Annotated in this window: 17 protein-coding genes; 12 read left to right on the top strand and 5 right to left on the bottom strand. The window is 61.4% G+C overall.

What is annotated here, in order from left to right; genetic code table 11:
- Window positions 1–260: 260 nt before the first annotated feature.
- Window positions 261–1,685, bottom strand: coding sequence for an HlyD family type I secretion periplasmic adaptor subunit (locus FKV68_RS29005; protein ID WP_180942380.1), 1,425 nt, complete (start codon window positions 1,683–1,685; stop codon window positions 261–263).
- Window positions 1,685–3,451 (bottom strand): type I secretion system permease/ATPase, encoded by a 1,767-nt coding sequence (locus tag FKV68_RS29000; protein ID WP_180942379.1) that lies wholly within the window; start codon window positions 3,449–3,451, stop codon window positions 1,685–1,687. The genes FKV68_RS29005 and FKV68_RS29000 overlap by 1 nt, the downstream gene beginning before the upstream one ends.
- 204 nt (window positions 3,452–3,655) lie before the next feature.
- On the opposite strand from FKV68_RS29000, the gene FKV68_RS28995 reads away from it, so the two are divergent.
- From FKV68_RS28995 to FKV68_RS28940, 12 genes are all read left to right on the top strand, one after another.
- The gene (locus FKV68_RS28995) at window positions 3,656–4,228 is read left to right on the top strand and encodes a MarR family transcriptional regulator (protein WP_180942378.1); all 573 of its coding nucleotides are present in this window, start codon (window positions 3,656–3,658) and stop codon (window positions 4,226–4,228) included.
- 45 nt (window positions 4,229–4,273) lie between these two features.
- On the top strand, window positions 4,274–5,536 hold the full coding sequence (locus FKV68_RS28990) for a glycosyltransferase family 4 protein (protein ID WP_180942377.1): 1,263 nt from the start codon (window positions 4,274–4,276) through the stop codon (window positions 5,534–5,536).
- 157 nt (window positions 5,537–5,693) lie between these two features.
- Window positions 5,694–7,166, top strand: a complete 1,473-nt coding sequence (locus FKV68_RS28985) for a DUF6212 domain-containing protein (protein ID WP_180942376.1) — start codon at window positions 5,694–5,696, stop codon at window positions 7,164–7,166.
- On the top strand, window positions 7,153–9,831 hold the full coding sequence (locus FKV68_RS28980) for a glycosyltransferase (RefSeq protein WP_180942375.1): 2,679 nt from the start codon (window positions 7,153–7,155) through the stop codon (window positions 9,829–9,831). The genes FKV68_RS28985 and FKV68_RS28980 overlap by 14 nt, the downstream gene beginning before the upstream one ends.
- Window positions 9,832–9,868: 37 nt before the next feature.
- Entirely contained in the window at window positions 9,869–11,047 is a 1,179-nt protein-coding gene (locus tag FKV68_RS28975; RefSeq protein WP_180942374.1) for a polysaccharide pyruvyl transferase family protein, read from the top strand.
- 43 nt (window positions 11,048–11,090) lie between these two features.
- Window positions 11,091–12,263, top strand: a complete 1,173-nt coding sequence (locus FKV68_RS28970; protein WP_180942373.1) for a polysaccharide pyruvyl transferase family protein — start codon at window positions 11,091–11,093, stop codon at window positions 12,261–12,263.
- On the top strand, window positions 12,250–13,377 hold the full coding sequence (locus FKV68_RS28965) for a glycosyl hydrolase (protein ID WP_245181484.1): 1,128 nt from the start codon (window positions 12,250–12,252) through the stop codon (window positions 13,375–13,377). Before FKV68_RS28970 ends, FKV68_RS28965 begins: the two co-directional genes overlap by 14 nt.
- A 52-nt stretch (window positions 13,378–13,429) precedes the next feature.
- Complete coding sequence (gene rfbA / locus FKV68_RS28960) at window positions 13,430–14,311, top strand: glucose-1-phosphate thymidylyltransferase RfbA (protein WP_180942371.1); 882 nt, start codon at window positions 13,430–13,432, stop codon at window positions 14,309–14,311.
- Window positions 14,304–14,867, top strand: coding sequence for a dTDP-4-dehydrorhamnose 3,5-epimerase (rfbC, locus tag FKV68_RS28955; RefSeq protein WP_180942370.1), 564 nt, complete (start codon window positions 14,304–14,306; stop codon window positions 14,865–14,867). Before rfbA ends, rfbC begins: the two co-directional genes overlap by 8 nt.
- Window positions 14,868–14,876: 9 nt before the next feature.
- Window positions 14,877–15,947: a dTDP-glucose 4,6-dehydratase gene (gene rfbB / locus FKV68_RS28950; protein ID WP_180942369.1), complete on the top strand. Its 1,071-nt coding sequence runs from the start codon at window positions 14,877–14,879 to the stop codon at window positions 15,945–15,947.
- Window positions 15,944–16,837 carry a dTDP-4-dehydrorhamnose reductase gene (gene rfbD, locus FKV68_RS28945; RefSeq protein WP_180942368.1) on the top strand — a complete coding sequence of 298 codons (894 nt, stop codon included), beginning with the start codon at window positions 15,944–15,946 and terminating at the stop codon, window positions 16,835–16,837. The genes rfbB and rfbD overlap by 4 nt, the downstream gene beginning before the upstream one ends.
- Before the next feature lie 105 nt (window positions 16,838–16,942).
- Entirely contained in the window at window positions 16,943–17,215 is a 273-nt protein-coding gene (locus tag FKV68_RS28940; protein ID WP_180942367.1) for a hypothetical protein, read from the top strand.
- A 72-nt stretch (window positions 17,216–17,287) separates the two neighbouring features.
- On the opposite strand, the gene FKV68_RS28935 is transcribed toward FKV68_RS28940, so the two are convergent.
- Genes FKV68_RS28935 through FKV68_RS28925 form a run of 3 tightly spaced genes read right to left on the bottom strand, consistent with a single transcriptional unit; the run spans window position 17,288 to window position 20,074 of the window.
- Window positions 17,288–18,349 carry an ABC transporter ATP-binding protein gene (locus FKV68_RS28935; protein WP_180942366.1) on the bottom strand — a complete coding sequence of 354 codons (1,062 nt, stop codon included), beginning with the start codon at window positions 18,347–18,349 and terminating at the stop codon, window positions 17,288–17,290.
- Between the two features lie 2 nt (window positions 18,350–18,351).
- Window positions 18,352–19,200, bottom strand: a complete 849-nt coding sequence (locus tag FKV68_RS28930) for a carbohydrate ABC transporter permease (protein ID WP_180942365.1) — start codon at window positions 19,198–19,200, stop codon at window positions 18,352–18,354.
- Window positions 19,193–20,074 carry a carbohydrate ABC transporter permease gene (locus FKV68_RS28925; RefSeq protein WP_180942364.1) on the bottom strand — a complete coding sequence of 294 codons (882 nt, stop codon included), beginning with the start codon at window positions 20,072–20,074 and terminating at the stop codon, window positions 19,193–19,195. Before FKV68_RS28925 ends, FKV68_RS28930 begins: the two co-directional genes overlap by 8 nt.
- Between the last annotated feature and the right edge of the window lie 47 nt (window positions 20,075–20,121).

Here is a 20,121-nt window from a genome sequence, read left to right as displayed (position 1 = left end):
GTCGTTTGATGCATGCATCATCGGCAGGAAGCCGAGATTGCGTGCCGGAGTGTGCATTGCAAAAAAGGGGAAGGCAACATCCAGAACACCAATAAATCCATGTGGTTTCGAGGTGTTTTTCGTATTTTTTTTGAAGAGTTTGTGCATGTGCCAATATTGGCACAATATATTTTTAGGAGTTATTATACGGGCAATGCCCGTAAATCGCTTCAAAATTCCAAGTACTTTTTGCGATGCAGTCGTCTCTGGCGGAATTTCCGTCAATCTTCCCGGAATGCCCGGTTGAAGCTGTCCGTGACCGGGGAAACGAGATAATCGATTGCCGAACGGGCCTTGTGCACGATCAGCACCTCGGCGGGCATGCCGGGATAGAGGCGAATATCGGGATTGGCGGCGAGGGATTCCGGCGCGACCTCGGCACGTGCCACGAAATAAGAGACGTTGGATTTCTCATCCACCGATTGGTCGGCCGCGATATAGGTGATCTTGCCGTCGAGCGGCAGATGGGTGCGCTGATTATAGGCCGTCAGGCGGATCTGCGTCTTGGAGCCGATGGTTATGCTGTCGATGTCGCGCGTGCTGACGTGCATTTCCACAAGCAACGGCTCGTCCTCTGGGACGATGTCGAGCAGGGGCTGGCCGGGGGTGACCGCGCTGCCGGGCGTCCGCAGTTGGATGTTGGCAATGACGCCTGGCTGGGGAGAGCGGATCTCGAGGCGGCGCAGCACGTCCTCTGCAGCGATCATTCGCTCCTCGACGTCCGCGAGTTCGAGCCGTGCCGTGGTGATCTCCCCGGCGATCTCCGCCTGGAAGTCGCTTTCTATTCCGGTCAGCGCGAGCTCGGCGCCGGCCATCGCTTTTTGCGCCTGGGCCTTGTCACCGGCAACCTCGCCGCGTGTTGCGGCAAGTTCGCTGAGCCTGGCGTCGATCTCGATGAGCTTCGAGCGCTGGGCAAACGCCTTGTCGACCAAGGTTGCGATTGCCGTCCGCTGCACGTTCATGAGCTCGATCTGGCGCTCGGTCGCCTGGAGCTGCGCGGCGAGCGACTTGGCCTTCTCGGAATATTCCTCGATGGTCTTGCGCTGGATCTCGATTTTTCCCTTCTTGGCTTCGCGGCGTTTCTCGAAGAACGCTGTTTCCGCCATGACGGCGTCGTGGGCGGCCGTGTCGCCCGTGCTGACGAGCTCTACGGGGAAGTCGATCTCCGTTGCCTCCGCCTGCTCGGACCGGAGGCGCGCGAGCTTTGCTACCAGGCCGACGCGCCGGCTTTGCAGCGCCTGGAGATCGGAGCGGGCACGCGTGTCCTCGAGCTTGATGACCGGTTGCCCGGCGGCAACGTGATCGCCCTCCTGAACCAGGATGCGGCTCAGGACGCCGCCTTCGAAATGGCTGATCGTCTTGCGCTTGGAGTCGACGACGACAGTGCCGCTGCTGACCGAGGCGCTGCTGAGTTCGGTCGAAAATGCCCAGCCGAAGAATCCGCCGAACGCGACCAGGATCGTCGTGAGTCCCGCAACGACGAGGCGCCGAATGGGCGAACGGGGATGGTCCTCCGAAAGGTCGGGTTCCGTCGCGACCGGCGAAACAGGCGCGCCTGCGCGGACGGGCAGGCGGCGTTCCGGATTGTCGATCTTGACGGGAGGCTGCGCATCCAGGCGAACGGGCAGGATCGGTTCTTTCATCATCAGGCAGTACCTTCGCGTCGTGTTTCGCCCGGCATCATGGAAGCGACAACGTCGGTGCGCGGGCCGAACTGGCTGATCCGGCCGCCTTCCAGCACGAGCAGTTTGTCGGTGACCTGCATGATGGCCGGCCTGTGGGCGATGAGGATGACGATGGCGCCGTCGCGGCGCGCGTGTTCGACCGCGCGGATGAGGGCCCGCTCGCCGATCGCATCGAGATTGGCGTTGGGTTCATCGAGGACGATGAGGCGTGGGTGGCCGTAAAGGCACCGGGCGAGCGCGATGCGCTGCCTTTGTCCTCCGGAAAGGGTCAATTGGCCTTCGCCCACCGGCGTATCATAGCCGAGCGGCAGGCGGCCGATCATGTCGTGGACGTCGGCGAGCCGTGACGCCTCCAGCACCTTGTAGGGATCGCTTTCTTCCATGCGGGCGATGTTTTCGCGGATCGTCCCCTCGAGGAGGGAAACGGACTGCGGAAGATAGCCCGCCACCTTTCCAAATGAACTGCGCTCCCAAAGATAGACATTGTTGCCGTCGAGGAAGACGCCACCCGCCGTGGGCTTGAGAATACCGACGAGCAGCCGCGCCAGGGTGGACTTGCCGGCGGCGGAGGGGCCGACGATCCCCAGCACCTCGCCGGGTGAGAGCGCGAAGGAGATGCCCTTGATGATCGGCACGTCGATGCCGGGAGCAGCGTAGACCAACTTGTCGACGACCAGGTCGCCTTCGGAGCGCGGCGTCGGCATGGTCTGGCGGATCGCGAGGTTTTCGTTGAGCGCTGCCTCGATCCGGCGCCAGCCGGCGATAGCGAGGACCCATTGCCGCCAGTTCTCGATGACCGAATCGAAAGGCAGGAGAAGGCGCCCGACAAGAATGGTCGTCGCCATCATCGCGCCGGGGGAGATCTCCTGCTTCATCACGAGCAGGGCGCCCGCGGCGAGCGATATCATCTGAATCGCAAAGCGCAGGCTACGGGTAATCGAGGCCATTGCCCTGCTTCTGGTCCCGCTGGCTTCCAGCACGCTGAGCGCGTGCAGTTGCGCGGAGCGCCACTTTTTCGCGAGTGCGGGCAGCATTCCCATCGCCTCTATGGCCTCGGCGTGGCGTAATGTCGCACCTATTTTCGAGACTGCCTCAATATTAGCCTGACTTGCCTCTTTCATGAGCCGCCGGGTCAAAAGGTCGTTCAGGAGACCGCAGCAGAGAAGCACCGTCACGGAAATCGCTCCGACCATCCCGAAGAGAGGGTGCAGCAGAAAAAGGACGCCGAGAAAAATGGGTGACCAGGCAGCGTCCAGGGGAGCGCTGACCGCCGACGAGGTCAGAAAGCCGCGCAGCTCGGTCAAGTCTCTGAGCGACTGCGTCGCGCGCGCAAGCCCTTGGTCGGCCGAGGCTTGCACTGCAGCGGTGAGCACCGGCAGGTTGAGCCAGCGCACCACGGCACTGCCCATGGCCTGAAACGTCAGGGCGCGAATGAAATCCAGCACGCCGAGAACGACAAGGGCGCCGAGTGCCAGGACCGTCAGCATCACCAGCGAGTCCATGCTCTGGCTATTCAACACCCTGTCATGTACCTGCATCATGTAGAGCGGCATCGTTAGTTGCAGGAGGTTGATACAGGCGCTTAGCAAAGCTGCATAAATAAGCGTCACAACGAAGACGCGACGCGCTCGCAAGACTAGCATCCTTGGGTTGATTGTCCCGTTTTGCACCGGATTTGCACTGATTTGGCCCTTGCTAATCAATTGATTCGGAACAGTATTACGCATCGGCGATTTTCCGGCTAAGAGGTGTGTGCGAGGTCGCGATTTGGGTCAGATTCACTCAAATCACAGTATTGCTGCGATCAGTGTGGCACAATAAAGATCGCTTGCTCAAGATCAGGAATTCGGGGGCAGGGGTGTCACGAAATTTGCTTCAATTTTTGAAGTAAATTCCCGAATTTTGAAGTAACTTCCCCAATGGAGAGAGGGATGAATCATAAGATTCACTATCCGTTCGCAAACTTCGCAGACACGGTCGCGGTCCTGCCCGCCAATGACACGATGAGGAAGGTGCCCGACAAGCCTGAGAGTGACCGTGATGCAGACGGTCCTCTGATCACGTATTTTGAGCTCGCTCGGGTCATGGAGCGAGCCAGCCGACGGTTTTCCGGCCTGTTGCGCACGGAACTCTCCAAGATCGGTGTCGACGATATCGGGCCCGCCCAGGCGATGGTCCTTCTGGCCATCGGAGAGGCGGAACTCTCGGTGGGCGAACTCCTGGACCGCGGCTACTATATGGGGTCCAACATCTCCTATTATCTGAAGCAACTCGGCGACGGCGATTACATCGACCGAATCGCTTCGCAGCGCGACAAGCGGTCGGCCCGCATCCGGCTTTCGGAAAAAGGCAGAAAGCTTTGCGCCAGCCTGCGCGAAGCGGCGAGGTCCTATGAACGTGCCCTTACCCATGGCGAACAGGACCGGCAGAACCTCGAGACCGCCTTCCAAACGCTGCATCGTCTCGAATTGGTCTGGGGCAATGCCGCCCGTTACGGCATTTGATGCGCCTTAGAAGAGCGGTTCCTGTTTTGCGGTTGGGTTGAGAACATGCATGTAGCATTTGTGCACCGGCGCGGCTTTGGCCAGTTCGCGGCCCTCGCTCACCACCTCGTGCAGGCAGGCAACGAAGTGACCCTCGTGACCGAAACTGTGGATCAACGGATCCCTTCGGTCCGGGTGGTCCGGCACAGGGCAGAACCGGGTCCGCGGGCATATCCGCAAATGGCGCGGCACCTCGGCGCGCCCGACCACCACGTGCGGATCGGCCACCGCGTCGCAGAGACTTTCGACGCGATGGCGCGCCTCGGTCAGGTCCCTGACATTATCCTCGGCCACACAGGCTGGGGCAGCATGATGTTCGTGAAGGATGTGCTGCCGCGCGTGCCCGCGCTGGGATATTGCGAGTTCTTCTATCGTGCCGAAGGGGCGGATGTCGGCTTCGCGCCGGATGAGGAGCCCGATTCGGAGACCCGCAAGCGATTGCGCCTGCGCAACATCGCGCAACTCCTGTCGCTGGAGGCGATCGAGGGCGGCATCAGCCCGACCAATTGGCAGAGAAGCCTTTATCCCGCCGACGCGCAGCAACGCATTGCGGTCTGCCATGAGGGGATAGACACGCGACGCTTTCGTCCCGATCCTGCAGCTTCGTTAAGGCTTCCCGACGGGCGTGTGCTCAAGGCCGGTGACCCGGTCATTACCTTCGTTGCCCGCGACCTCGAGCCTTATCGGGGCTTTCCGCAGGCGCTCGAGGCGGCCGCGACAGTCGTCCGGCGGCATCCGGACGCGCTATTCGTCTTTGTCGGCGGCGATGGCGTAAGTTATGGAGCGCCACCCCCCGGCGGAGGATCGTGGAAGGATCACCTTCTCGCGTCATTGGATGTCCCACGCGACAGGCTTATCTTCCCGGGCGTCGTGGCGCATTCCACGCTTCGTCAGCTATTTCAGGTCTCTGCGGCTCACCTCTACCTGACCTATCCCTTCGTCCTGTCTTGGTCGGTCCTCGAGGCAATGGCGTGCGGCGCGCTCATTATCGGCTCGGACACACCTCCCGTCCAGGAGATCATCCGCTCGGGCCGCAACGGTCTTCTCGTACCCTTCTTCGATACCGGCGCGCTTGCCGATGCCATTCTCGACGTGCTGGAGCGTCCAGATAATTTCCGCGTCATGCGTGCCGCCGCGCGTAGAACGGTTGAACAGAGATTCCGATTGGACGATTGTCTCGCAAGGCAGATGACATTGATCGGAAATGTGACCGCGCAACGGACGTTTTCTTCATTTAGGCCAAATGTTGCTTCAAGTTTTGAAGTATAATTAAAGATCAAAACCCCAAAATTTGATTGTTGTGCACTGCAAAAGCCGGAGATATGTTTATTTTATTGATGAAGTTTCTTGGGGTTGGAAGTTAATCTCCTCGAAGTCATCCTCCGAATAATTCGATTTCTTCTGGGGTCGCTGCGTGCAAGAGTTGATGTCTGCTGGCATGAGGCAAATGCCGGCTAAGCACAGATTGGTTGTGGCATCCAATCGGGATCGGGCAGATGTTGAAGGCAGCGACATCGAACACCTGGTCCATTTCCTGGAGACGGGTGCGCAATCCCAATCTCCTCTGCAAAACGCATTCCCGCTGATTGCGCTCGCCTTCTCGAATGAGGGGGAGGCGGAACTAAGGGGGGGACTTGCGGCGCTCCGCGCCCTGGGAACGATTCCTGAAATACCGATTCAGCGCGTTGACGCGACGAGCAGGGAGGAGAGCCTGGCGCTCGTTCGTGCGCTGGTGGAAGGCGGTGTGGGGCGGCTTGCCCGCTTCGCCACCTCGGTAACATCGGAGCTCGCCATTCTCAGGCGGGAGCGGGAAGCGCTGCTTGAGAACTACCGCACGCTCGAGGATGCGTTCCAGGCTCGAAACTGGGAGCCGGTTGCGGAAATCTTCGCACACGATCCTTATGTCGATCCGAAGGACGAGGGCATAGGGCAACTGCTTGCAACCGGGTATGTCGAGCAACTCCTGCCGGTCTCCAGCCATGGCGTCGCGGGCATCGCGCTGCACCTCCACTCCGTCCCTAGGGATGGCGGTGAACTGGTCGTGATGCTGGGCTATGTCGAGAGCGGGGAGGGCGTGGCCGAGTGGACCGTGCCTTACGCGCAGGTCGCCGCAGGCTGGAATTTCTTCGCGCTGCCGCGGGCTTGCGGAGGCGGGGCAATGACGCTGCGGCTCAGAGTCTCCACAACGGGTACGGAAATGGTAGGGCTCTCGCTCGGTTATCCGATCGCAAGCGAGCGTTATACGGCCCGGTCTGACGCCGCGCATGCCGATCTCGATCTCAGGCCTCTTGCATTTCGGGTGTTTACGGGGCTGGCCGGTGTCAGGCCGGGGCGTATGCCCAACATGATCGCTCCAACCGCCTTGCTCGAAGGGCATTTCATCGAAGACTATCGTCTGGCGGTCGAGCTCTTGAGCCAGATTGTCGACGTGTCCGTCACGCCTGTGGTTCCGGAGTTCCAGACCGTCCGCTTCCTCGAGCACGAGCATGCCGTGGTGTGTCACCCGCTGCCGAGCGGAATTTCGGCTGGCACCATCGGTCGCGCCGTCGAGCCTGGCACGATTTCCTTTTCGGCGAGCGCCGTCATCGATCATCCGCAGGGCGCCCCCGCGGCCGTTAGCTTTCTGCTCGCGCCGACCAATTCGAATGCGCGATCCGAGGTGGCAGAGCTGGCGCGCAAGGGAGCGGCCAAACCTTCGGCATTCTTCAGCGGCTGGCGTGAAGTTACCGCCCAGCAGGCGATCAACATCAACTTTCAACTGGATAAACCGGTGCGCGAGCCCATGGATCTCATGATTCTCAGCCGCGCGGTAACGGACACCGTCGATTTTTCCTGGCTCAAGGTGTCCGGCTTCCGGTTGGTCAAGCAGTCCGCAGGGGCGTCACATGTCCGGCAATAGGGGCGTTTCGGACCTTATCGCAGTCGCCATGCCGCTCTACGGCCATGCGGCGCTCGTCCTGGAGGCGATCGAATCGGTGCTGGCATCGACCGTTTCCGAATGCAGGATTGCGGTGGTCGTATCGGTCGACGGCGATCCTCGGCAGGAGACCTTCGACCAGTTGCTCCTCTATGCCGCGGCACATCCGGCGGTTCATGTCCTGTTCGGAACGAATGCCGGGCCGGGTGGAGCGCGCAACCGCGCGATCGACTATGTGCTCGAAAATCTTCCGGAGGCACGAGCCGTCTACTTCCTCGATGCCGATAACCGCGTCCTGCCGGGCACGATCGAAACCCTCTACCGGCAACTCGCCTCGAGCGGGTGTGGCTGGGTCTACACCAATATCGACACTTTCTCGGTGAGCTGGCGTGCCCACTACGGCAACCGCTACTCGCGGCTTGTTCACTGCATTACCGACAATATCTGCGACACGGGCTCGATGATCTCGATGGACGTATTCCGTGCCGGTGTCCGCTTCAACGACGACAGGCAGAACGGCTTCGAAGACTGGGAGTTCTGGCTGTCCTGCATCGAGCAGGGATTTGTTGGAACGCCATGTCACGACACCACGTTCGAGTACCGGCTGCGGGCGGAAAGCCGCTTCAAGGAAGCCAACCGTGATCGCGCCGCCTCGGTGAGCTTCCTCAGAAAACGCCACAGGGCACTTTTCCAGCGGCCGATGCTCGTCGATTTCGAACATGAGGAATGCCCGCGCTATCTCTTCGCGCGGACGGAAGATGCCGCGATCTCCTTCTTCACCGATCCGACGAAGGCACCTCACAAGCTTCGTCTCGACGATATCATCCCAGCCTTCTGGGCGAGCGTCGGCGAGCCGGATAACGTGCATTTCCCGCCGTTCCTGATCGCCGGAAGCGGCGCCACCCTCGACCTGCTGCTGCGCTCGCGCATGCTGCCGAATGTGCTTGCCCATCTGGAGCGCTTGAGCGAGAGGGCCAACGTGGTCTTCGTCCAGCTCGGCAATGATGCCGCGCAACGCAAGATCGAGCCGGTCTTTCATGAGGCCGGGGCGCATGTCGGGCACGCCGACCTCATCTTCCTGCCGACCTCGCTCGTGCGCGACGTGATTCAGAACAATGCGCTCGACTGGTTCGCCTCGATCGGCAACCAGCAGGTATGGCCCACATCGGCGGTCCTGAAGGTGCGTTTTCCCTTCCCGAGAACCTTGCCGCGCCGTTCGCTGATCACGCCGCAGCAGGTGATGATCAACTGCATCAACGCCATCGCGACCAGCCCGCTGCGCCGCACGGCTGGCCGCCGTTGGACCTGGCGCCCGGCGCGACTCGTCCCTTACGCGGAACTCCACAAGGCGCTCCGCCACGAGCTCGGCGGCGCGCCCGTCCTGCCGCTCGGGCATAGCGAGGGCGGCAAGCGCACTGCGGCGCTGCTCGTTCCGAACGCATCGTTCGGCGGCGCCGAAAAGGTGGTCTATGCGGCGGCGCGTGAACTGAAGGCGAACGGCTACGAAACTCACCTGTTCGTGCTCGGAACGTCGAGGATGGACGTGATCGACGAGTTCGACGGGAGCTTCGATTATATTCACTTCTGGGACCAGGGCATTCCCGCCTGGGGTGGTTCCGGTTGGTTCCTGGGGCAGGACTTCATAGCCGAGGGCCATGAGGTCGATTGGGCGGCGCTCAAGGGTCAGCTTTCCGGTTTCGACCTCATAATCAACAATCACGTCATGGCGGTGCATCCGCTCATCGCGCGCCTGCGAGCCGAGGGAACCCGTACCGCATGCTATCTTCACGTCGTCGACAATACGGGGTTCAAAAGGCCTGCTGGACAGCCGTTCGCGGCAATCGCCCACGAACATTGCTACGACGCTTTCCTGACCTGCTCGGAGCAGCTCAAAATCTATCTGCATAGCTTCGGCGTCCCGCACGAGAAGACCTTTGCCGTGCCTAACGGCGCGAGCTTCTCCGTACCGCCCAAAATCTTGTCCGAGGTACTGTCGGTCAGGCGGATCGAGCGCAGGGACGACCGGCTGCGGGTCCTCTATATGGGCCGGCTCGATCAGCAGAAGGGGATCGACCGCCTGGCTGCTGCGATCGCGGAGCTCAGGGCCTCGCGCGTACCTTTCGACGCCAGGGCGATTGGTGGCGAGATCCTTGCGGACGCCACCGTATCGTGGACGGATCGGCTGAAGGACCTTGGTGTTGACGTGCGCCCGCCGGTCTTTGCGAGCAAGGATCTCGTCAAAGCCCTGGGGTGGGCGGACGTCCTCCTGATGCCATCGCGTTGGGAAGGGGCACCATTGATGATCGCCGAGGCGCAGCAGCTCGGCTGCGTTCCGATCGCCACCGCCGTTGGCGCCGTCGACGAGCTTATAACGGATGGCGAGGACGGCATCCTGATCGACGCCGCCGCCGATCCCCAGGTGGTGCGGGACATGGCGAAAGTCATCGCCGAGGTGGCTCACAATCGCGAGAAGCTCGCGCCCCTCATGGAGGGGTGCCTGAGAACCGCTGCACGTCGCTCGTGGGCCTCCTCCTTCTCCGAGTTCCTCGGTTGGTGCGACCGCTCAGTGAACAATTCATCCCTCTCGCGCGCGACGGTCATTCGCGGGCGCGAGACGTCCAATCCCGGAGTTGCGGCGGTGGGCTGACACGCCCGCGCCGGTTTCAAGAAGAAGGGTCTATTGCATGCGTCCAAGAATCCTCGTGACGGGAATTCCTGGCCACTACACGCGCCTTGCCAATGGCGCTCACGGCCTGTCGGTGTCCTATTCGGAGCGGCAGAAACAACCGGAGACAAAAGAGGAGTTTCTTCAGGAGCTTCGCAATATCAGCAATACAGGAAACTACCTGATTGGCGAAGGGGCGCTCCGCGCGATCGCGCCGCATGCGAAGCAGGTGCCGTTCTGGCATCTCTTCAACTGCAGCAAGAATGGTGTTGGTCTGGAAGAATTCAACGCCAATTTCGACATCTGCGTGTTCACCTGCGCGAACCTTCTGCGCAAGGGCCTCTCCGCCGACGCGGAAGCCGAAGTGTTGAGCAAACTGAAGATGCCGATCGTCATGCTCGGCATTGGTCTCCAGAACCGCCGGGATCTCGAGAACAGCCTGCCTGAGGGCACGAAGCGGCTCCTGAACGTCCTCAAGGAGCGAGAGCACTATTTCCTCACGCGGGGGTTCGAGACGGCAGGCTTCCTGAAGGACCAGGGGTTTTCCTACGTTCAGCCGACGGGCTGCCCCTCCGTCTATTTCATGCCAGACAACATGCGCGCGTCGCTGAAGAAGCTGCCGCATGTGAAAGTCGGCAAAGCGCGGACGATCTTCTCCGGCTATCTCGGCGCCAACCACGACACGATCGTCGATGCCCATGCTCTGGCGCCCGAGGGCTCGCGCCCTCAATACGTAATCCAGGACGAGTTCCTGCACTTCGACATGAAGGTGGAGGCGAATGGCGACGGGCGCGTCTATGATTCCGCCTCGGGTTCGATGCTCGGCGAGCTCAGCTATCCAGGCACGGACCGGCTGAAGACAGCCTTCGACATCCGCACCTTCTTCGATACGAACCAGTGGCGTGCCTGGGCTTCGTCCATGGACTTCAATTTCGGGCGGCGCTTCCACGGTTCGATCATCGCCATGCAGGCGGGTGTCCCAAGCCTGATGGTGGCGGTGGACGACCGGATGCGCGAAATGCTCGGCTATACGGGCCTGCCCGCCGTGGATGCCACGGATGTGGACACGGCGGAAAACCGGGCCGAGTTCGTTGCCGATCACCTGGCCGGGCTCAACGCATCCGAACTCACCGACAGATATTCCGATCGCGAGCGCACCTTCCGCTCGGCGCTGCGCGAAATCGGCATCGGCCAATAATCCTTCGCGGGGCGGTCCCGCATTTCAGAAATCAGGTGTTTCGATGCGTGTCTTGCTTACAGGAATCCCGTCGTATCTGCAGCGTACCGTAGCGGGCGTATCCGGGTCGGAGGTTCGCCACAGGCCCTATTTCGATGAGGTGAGGACAAAGAAAGACCTCATCGACCAGGTGCGGAAGATCGCCAACACGGGCAACTATCTGATCGGCGAAGGTGCCGCCCACGCCCTGCGCGGACATGACGTCACCTATGTGCCGTTCTGGCATCTCGCCAACAGCCGCAACTCGAACGATGTTTACGCGCGCTTCAACGAGGAGTTCGACATCTGTGTCTTCGCCTCGGCCAATCTGTTGCGGCCCGGTTATTCCGCAGATCTCGAAGCTGAGGTGTTCGAAAAGCTGAAGATGCCCGTGGTGGTGATGGGCATCGGCATACAGCGCAGAGAGGGGCTGAAGGAAAAGCTGCCGGCCGGCACCCTCAAATTCCTGGACGTGCTCAAAAAGAAAGAGAGCTTCTTCCTGACGCGCGGTTATTTCACCGCCGAGTTCCTCAGGGAGCAAGGCATGAAATCCGTAAGGCCGACGGGCTGCCCGTCGCTTTTCTTTGCCCCGAACGAGATGAAGCGCTCACTCACCGCTCTTGCCAATCCGGAGTTGGCCACGGCCCAGAAAATCGCCTTCGGTGGCTATCTCGGCAGCGTCGCCGATACGATCGTCGATGCGCACGCGCTCCTGAAGCCCGACAGTGTGGCAAGCTACGTCGTCCAGGACGAAGTGGTTGCCTATAACCTCTCCCTGCCCGGCGAGGACGACGTGCCTGTGTACGACCGGGCAAGCGGACGCATCACCGGGCAGACCGAGTACAAGCATTCCGAGAAGTGGCAGAGGAAGCATGAGCTGTTGGTCTTCTTCGACACGAACCATTGGCGAAGCTGGGTCAGTTCCCGCGATCTTTGCTTCGGCCGCCGGTTCCATGGCTGCATCATCGGCATGCAGGCGGGGGTGCCCTCGCTCATGATCGCGGTCGATGACCGCATGCGCGAGATGCTGGAGTTCATCGGCTTCCCCTATATGGAAGCCGCGATCTGGAACCGCGAGGCGGACAGGAAGGCCTATCTCGCGAATTTCCTTTCCAAGATCGACTCGCAGGCCGTCATCGACCGGTATTCGGCTTGTGAAGCCAACTTCCGCACTGCTCTGGCCCATGTCGGCCTCTAGGCTGTGGGTAGGGGCGGCGGCAGTCGCCTTGAGCGGGTGGCTTGCGCTCGTACGGCCTGCCTATCCCGATGACGCTCCGGCTACGCGCATCGGGATAAACCGGGTGAACCTCGGATGGCTGTCCCATGGTGAGCAGGAGAGAATACTCAAGGAAATCGCTTCGAGTGGAGCGACCGACGTGCGTCTCTCTCTGTCGCGACCGGTGGAGAAGAGCATCGAGGCGGTGGCGATCGCCAGTCGGCTCGGTCTCAGGATTCTTCTCGAAATCCAGCTTGCGAATAAGAGCTACTATCCCGAGAGCGCCCGCCCGCGCACAGGATTCGGCCGTATATGGGACATCTATCGGCTCTCCGACCTCGATCTCGATCGCTACCGCAAGGGTTTGCGCGAGGCACTTCAACGCATCGATGCGCTCGGCATTCGCCTCGAAGCGATCGAGCCCGGAAACGAGATCAACCATGCCGGCTACAACGGCGACCTTGCCGTCTACCGGAAGCCGGGCGCTTCGACGGCGCACAGCATCGCCGATCTTAAAGACCGGCTGGCGTTCGAGCGGGGTCTGGACAAGTATGTCCGTGTCCTGGAGATCAGCCGCGGCGAGGTGCGTGCCACTGTGCACAGCCACAACGCAACCGTCGTTTCCGCCGGCCTTTCCGACACGAGCGCCAAGGAGGCCGACAAGCGCGGCGTGGAACGGCTTGATCCGCGCGTGTTCGTCGCGGCTCTTCGCCAGCGTGGTGCCGACAGTCTCGTCGATGCCTACGGCGTCCACCTCTATCCTGGGCGGAAGACGCCCGCAGTATTGGCCACTCATGTACGGAGCCTCCTCGATTTCTGCCGGGCAGCCGAACGAGCCAAGCCGTGCTGGGTGACGGAATGGGGTATTGCCAATACCGCGCGTTCCTGCCCCTTCGATGACCGGGCGCGAGAGGGAGCGGTGCGCGCCATGCGCACAATCCTCGGCGAACAGATGGAGGTAGGGCGGCTGGCGGCAGCGTATTACTACGATTGGGACAGTGAACCGTCCTACAGCCTCTGGCGCTGCGGCAAGTTGAGCCCCGCCGGTGCTGCAGCGATCCGACCGGCCGAAATCGAAGGGGCGCGGGCGAGATGAGGGGGACGTTCAACAGCCGCAAGCGGACTTTGACCACGCCGGGAGGCACCGCATGAAGGGAATCATTCTCGCAGGCGGCAGAGGGACTAGGCTCTACCCGGTAACGATCTCGGTCTCGAAGCAATTGCTGCCGGTCCACGACAAGCCGATGATCTATTACCCGCTCGGCACGCTCATGCTGGCGGGAATTCGCGACATTCTGGTAATCACCATGCCGAGGGACAGGCCGCTGTTCGAGGAACTGCTTGGCGACGGAAGTCAGCTCGGCCTCTCGATCTCCTATGCCGAGCAGTCCGAGCCGAATGGCCTCGCGGAAGCTTTCATCATCGGCCGCAAATTTGTCGGGAACAGTCCCGTCGCGCTGATCCTTGGGGACAATATCTTCTACGGTGCGGGCCTTCCCGAACTCTGCCGCGAGGCGGCGGCTCGCAAAAGTGGCGCTACGATCTTCGCCTATCGCGTGGACGATCCCGAGCGTTATGGCGTCGTGAGCTTCAATAGCCACAACGGTCGCGCCGAGACCATCGAGGAAAAGCCGCAACGGCCGAACTCGAGCTGGGCCGTAACAGGCCTCTATTTCTACGAGAACACCGTGCTCGATATCGCAGCCTCGATCAGACCGTCCGCCCGCGGCGAGCTGGAAATCACCGACGTCAACCGCGCCTATCTTGACCGCGGTGACCTTCACGTCTGCCGGCTCGGCCGGGGTTTTGCCTGGCTCGATACAGGCACTCATGACAGTCTGCACGATGCCGCCTCCTTCGTGCGTACGATCGAGCATCGCCAGGGCGTGAAGATCATGTGCCCGGAAGAGATCGCCTTCGAGCTCGGCTACGTCTCTGCCGAACAGGTGCTCGAACGCGCCGCCTTGCTCGGCAAGAACGAGTACGCGACCTACCTCCAGCGACGCATCAGGGAGCTTGCCGATGCTTGAGATAAGAGCCCTGGGCCTCGATGGCGTCCTGGAAATCGTGCCGCGCAAGTTTGGTGACGAGCGGGGCTTCTTTTCGGAGACCTACAATGCCCAGAATTTGCTGGCGCACGGCATCCGGCTCGCCTTCGTGCAGGACAACCACTCCTATTCCGCGGCGGCGGGCACGTTACGCGGCCTGCATTACCAGCTTCCGCCACGCGCGCAGGCCAAGCTCGTCCGCGTCGTTCGGGGGAGGGCGTTCGATGTGGTCGTCGATATCCGCAAGGGATCGCCGACATTCGCGCAATGGATTGCGGTCGAACTCTCGGCCGAAAGGTGGAACCAGGTTCTGGTGCCCGCAGGATTCGCCCATGGTTTTGTCACCCTCGAGCCCGAGACGGAGGTTCAATACAAGGTGAGTGAGCACTATTCCGCAGAACATGATCGTGCGATCCGCTTCGACGACCCGCAGATCGACATAAGATGGCCGGTCGCCGTCGACCATCTGCTACTGTCCGCGAAAGACAGGGACGCGCCGCTGCTGGCCGATGCCGGCCTCTTTGAAACTCGTGGGTGAGGGGCAGCCATGCGTGTTCTCATTACAGGAGGCGCCGGCTTCATCGGCTCTGCGGTCTGCCGGCATCTCGTTGCGAATGGCGCCGAGCGTGTCGTCAATGTCGACAAGCTGACCTATGCCGGCAATCTTCAGTCCCTGCGCGCGGTGGACAATCACCCGAACTATGCTTTTTACCGGGCGGATATCCGCAACGAGCAATCTCTGCTGGACATCATGCGTCTCGAGCGCGTCGACGCTGTCATGCATCTCGCTGCCGAGAGCCATGTCGATCGATCGATCGACGGGCCCGGCGCATTTGCGGAAACGAACGTCCTCGGCACGGTCCGTCTGCTTTGCGCGGCGCTCGCCTATTGGTCGGAGCTCGGCCCAACAGCGCGCGATCGGTTTCGGTTTCACCATGTCTCCACCGACGAAGTATTCGGGGATCTCCCTTTCTCCGGCGGTGTTTTTGTCGAAGGGACGCGCTACGCGCCTTCGTCGCCTTATGCGGCCTCCAAGGCGGCGGCGGATCATTTCGTGCGTGCCTGGCATCAGACGTATGGGCTGCCGGTTGTGCTCTCGCACTCCTCCAACAATTACGGGCCGTTTCATTTTCCCGAGAAGCTAATCCCGCTGACGATCATCAATGCGATCGAGGAAAAGCCGCTGCCGCTCTATGGATCGGGTGCGAACGTTCGCGACTGGCTCCACGTCGACGACCATGCACGCGCGCTGGAGTTGGTGATGAGGGAGGGAAGGCCGGGGGAGAGCTACAACATCGGTGCCCGGGCCGCGCGCAACAATCTGTCGGTGGTAGAGAGCATCTGCGACCTGCTCGACATCCGCCTGCCGCGCAAGGACGGGAAAAGTTATCGGGACCTCATCACGCTTGTCGCCGACCGGCCCGGCCACGACCGGCGGTATGCGATCGATCCCTCCAAGATCGAGCGCGAACTCGGCTGGCGGCCAAAGCAGGGTTTCGAGGCAGGTCTGAGCGATACGATCGATTGGTATCTTGCCAACAGCTGGTGGTGGGAGCCGATCCGGCGCGAGCGCTACAACGGCGCGCGCCTTGGCGGATGCCATCGGAGCGTTGCGTGAAAATTGTCGTGACGGGCTCCCGGGGGCAACTGGCGCAGAGCCTCGTTGAACGGGCGTGTGGACGGCCGGATATCGAGATCATCACGGTCGGGAGGCCGGATCTCGATTTGGCCCGCATGGAAACGATCCTGCCCGCGATCGAACGCTGCCGGCCTGATTTGGTCGTTTCGGCTGCAGCCTACACCGCCGTGGACCAGGCCGAGAGCGAGGCGGAAAAGGCCTTCGCAATCAACGCGCTCGGCGCCGGAGCGGTTGCCGAAGCGGCGGCCTCCCTCGATGTGCCGGTCATCCACCTTTCCACCGACTATGTCTTCGACGGGACAAAGGAGGGCAGCTATTGCGAAGACGACACACCTGCTCCGCTCAGCGTCTACGGCGCTTCAAAACTGGCTGGCGAGAGGGCCGTGGTCACGGCGAATCCCCTCCATGTCGTCCTGCGGACTGGTTGGGTCTATAGCCCCTTTGGCAAGAATTTCGTGAAAACCATGTTGCAGCTCGCCGAGGATCACGAGGAAATCGCCGTCGTCAACGACCAATGGGGCAACCCATCGTCGGCTCTGGATCTGGCGGACGCTATCCTTGTCGCAGCCGGTCTGATGACCCAACGCAACCGTGATCAAGTATCCGGCATTTACCACTTGTCAGGGACCGGCATCGCAAGCCGCGCCGATCTTGCCCGCCATGTTCTCTCCGTGAGCGGCACTCATGGCGGCCCGTCGGCGCGCGTGCGGAACGTCCCGACAACAGATTTCCCGGCGCCCGCGCGTCGTCCGGCCAATTCGTCTTTGTCTTGCGCCAGATTTGCAGAGATATTCGGCCGGACTATGCCTGCCTGGCAGCCTTCAGCGGAGACGACCGTGCGTCGACTGCTCCGGGACAGACCGGGTTGAAGGCGCCTGGTAGTGCTGCTGCTGCGTGCCGACGGCCGACGCTTGAAGTTCCATAAGATAGATTATGCGATCTTCTGATGTAGCGGCATTTTAGAGATGCGACATATGAGCCGGTTAGAGATGCGACAGTCGTCGCCTCTCGGGATGCTGGTCAAACGTCAACGTTTGGAAGGAAGACTGGCGTCGATCCTGGGCTCCTCGGGCAAGCTCGATGAGGCGGCCAAGGAAAAGGAGCGGCTTAACGCCAAAGCTCCCGGCCTCATGCAGACCGTCGGCAGCGAAGTGCGAAAGCGATTGCAACGTTCGGAAGACCAAGAGCGGTTCTTCGCCGGACTGCGTGCAGCCGGCGTTGTCATTGACGCGCTGCCGCCGTCATGAACTGACGGTCCTGACACCGAGACCAGCGCGGCTCGTGAACAGATGTTATGTGCTGCAACGAAGGCAGGATGCCTAATCAGCAAGCGCAACGCCGTCCCTGTCGAAGGCGTGAACCTTGTCGCCGATCGGCAGCATTCCCACGACATCTCCTGCCGAAACGTTGCTCTCGTTCGGGACCGCCAGCGTGATCGGATCGCTCAGGCCTTCCGCTTCCACATAGGCGTAGGTTTGCGCTCCAAGGCGTTCGATCAGTTCCACCCGGCCGCGAATGCCGCCGTGCTCCGGCGGGAGGATCGTCACGTGTTCCGGCCGAACGCCGGCGGTAACGGTTCCTGCGGCATTCCAGGGGCGCGAGCGCTGGACGGGCGTTCCATGCACGGTGAGGTTCCCGCCTCGCACCGAAGCCGGAAGGAAATTCATCGAAGGGGCACCGATGAAGCCGGCGACAAAGGTGTTGGCCGGGCGCTCGTAGAGCTCCATCGGCGCACCGACCTGCTCGATCTTGCCCTTGTTGAAGACGATAATTCGGTCGGCGAGCGTCATGGCCTCGGTCTGATCATGCGTTACATAGATCATCGTAGCGCCGAGGCGTGCGTGAAGGCGGGCGATTTCCAGCCGCATCTGCACGCGCAGCGCCGCATCTAGATTCGACAACGGCTCGTCGAACAGGAAAATCTTCGGCTGGCGAATGATGGCGCGGCCGATGGCGACGCGCTGGCGCTGGCCACCCGAAAGTTCCCGGGGAACCCGTTCAAGAAGAGGGCTAATCTGTAGGGTGTTTGCGACCTCGTCTACCCGGCGGGAAATCTCCTCTTTCGCCAATCCCGAAAGCTTCAGGCCGAAGCCGATATTCTCCGCGACCGTCATATGAGGAAAGAGCGCATAGGACTGGAAGACCATGGCGATCTCGCGCTTCGCCGGGGCGGTCGTGGTCACATCCTGGCCGGCGATGCCGATCGTACCATCCGTCACGTCCTCAAGGCCTGCGATCATGCGCAGCATCGTCGACTTGCCGCAGCCCGAGGGACCGACGAAGACGACGAACTCCCCCTCCGCGACGTCGAGGTCGACCCCGCGAATTACCTCCAGCGCGCCATAAGATTTGCGGATGGAGCGAAGTGCAAGCTGTGTCATAATCAACCCTTTACCGCGCCCATGGTCATGCCCTTGATGAAGTAGCGCTGGAAAAACAGAAAGACGAAAAGCGTGGGCAGGCTGGCGATGAGCGAGAGCGCGCCCTGCACGCCCCAGGCAACGGAATACTGGCCCTTGAGATTGACGATGCCGATCATGATGGTCCGCTTGTCGTCGGACTGGGTGAAGATCAGCGGCCAAAGGAAATCGTTCCAGATCCACGTGAACTGCAGCGTCGCCAGCACAGCGAGCGCCGGCAGGCTGAGCGGCAGCACCACTCGGGTCAGCACCTGCCATTCGCTGGCGCCTTCGAGGATCGCCGCCTCGCGCAAGGCTGTCGGGACGGTGGCGAAGAAGTTGCGCATCAGGAGCGTGCAGATTGGGATGCCGAGCGCGGTGTGGACGATGAAGACCGGCCACAGCGTATCGATCAGCCCCATGCCGTTGAACAGGCGGAAGAGCGGAACGAGAATGACCTGCGGCGGGAAGAACATTCCCGCCACGAGAACGAGAAACAGCATGTTGGAGCCGCGGAACGGCAGCTTGGCGAAGACATAGCCGGCAAGGACGCCGAGCGCCGTCGAGGCCAGTGTGCCAGGGACCGTGACCAGCAGCGTATTGAGCAAGTAGCGATGCACGGCGGGGTTCGACAGCACCTCGACGAAGTTGCCGAGATAGAACGCCGTCGGGAACGACCAGAGGCTACCGAGCGCGATCTCGCGCGTCGTCTTCACCGAGGCGAGCAGCACGCCGAGCGTCGGCAGCAAGAAGAGGATCGCAAGCGCAAGGAGCATGGCGAAGATCGCTCCGCGCCACGGGTTGAAACGACGGGCGGCGGAAGGATTAGCCATAGATCCGGTCCACCTTCTTGAGCTGGCGGAAGTAGATACCGATGATCGTAAGCGCGATCAGGAACAGCACGACGGAAATGGCGCTACCGTAACCCATCAGGTATTTGCGGAAGGACTCGTTGTACATGTGCATGGCAAGCGTATCGGAACTGTTGAACGGCCCGCCGCCGGTCATGATGTACAGGATGTCGAAACCCTTGAGCGAGTTGATCACGGAAAGGGCGATGACGACGACGGTGGACGGGGTGAGGAGCGGCAGCACGACGAAGACGATGCGCTGCCAAAGTTTCGCGCCCTCGATCTCGCAGACCTCCAGGAGGTCCTCGGGGATCGCCGTCAGGCCGGCAAGGTAGATCACCATGGAAAGGCCGGTTTGCTGCCAGGACCAGGCGAGGATCACCGATCCGAGCGCCGTGTCAGGCTTGGCAAGCCAGGCATAGCGCATCTTCTCACCGTTGATGTTCGAGAGCACAGCGTTGAGCAGGCCCCAGTCGGGCTGGTAGATCCATATCCAGATCTGCCCGACGATGACGGCCGAAAGGCAGATCGGCAGGTAGAACACCGTCTTGAAGGCACGCCCACCTGGAACCTTGCCGTCGAGCAGCAGAGCCAGCCCAAGCCCGAACAGCGTCGGCACCACGATCGCGGCGGCCATCCAGATCGTCGTGTTGATCGCCGCGTTCATGAATAGCTTGTCGGTGAAGATCTTGGCGAAGTTGTCGAGACCCACGAAATCATAGTCGGAGCCGAAGCCGTTCCAGTTGGTCACGCTATAAAAGAACGAACTGAACAGCGGCCAGAACACGAAGACGGCAAAAACGGACAATGGCGGTGCCAGCAGCGCAATGCGCCAGACTGTGTTGTGCCGCTCCATCGATATTCCTTTCCGGGAAATCGCGGCCCGCACGGGGCCGCGATCCT

Origin of the sequence: Sinorhizobium mexicanum, assembly GCF_013488225.1 — a bacterium.
In the GTDB taxonomy this organism is placed as follows: Bacteria; Pseudomonadota; Alphaproteobacteria; order Rhizobiales; family Rhizobiaceae; genus Sinorhizobium; species Sinorhizobium mexicanum.
The sequence above is the reverse complement of the archived record's forward strand: the minus strand, read 5'-3'. Positions and strand labels throughout refer to the sequence as shown.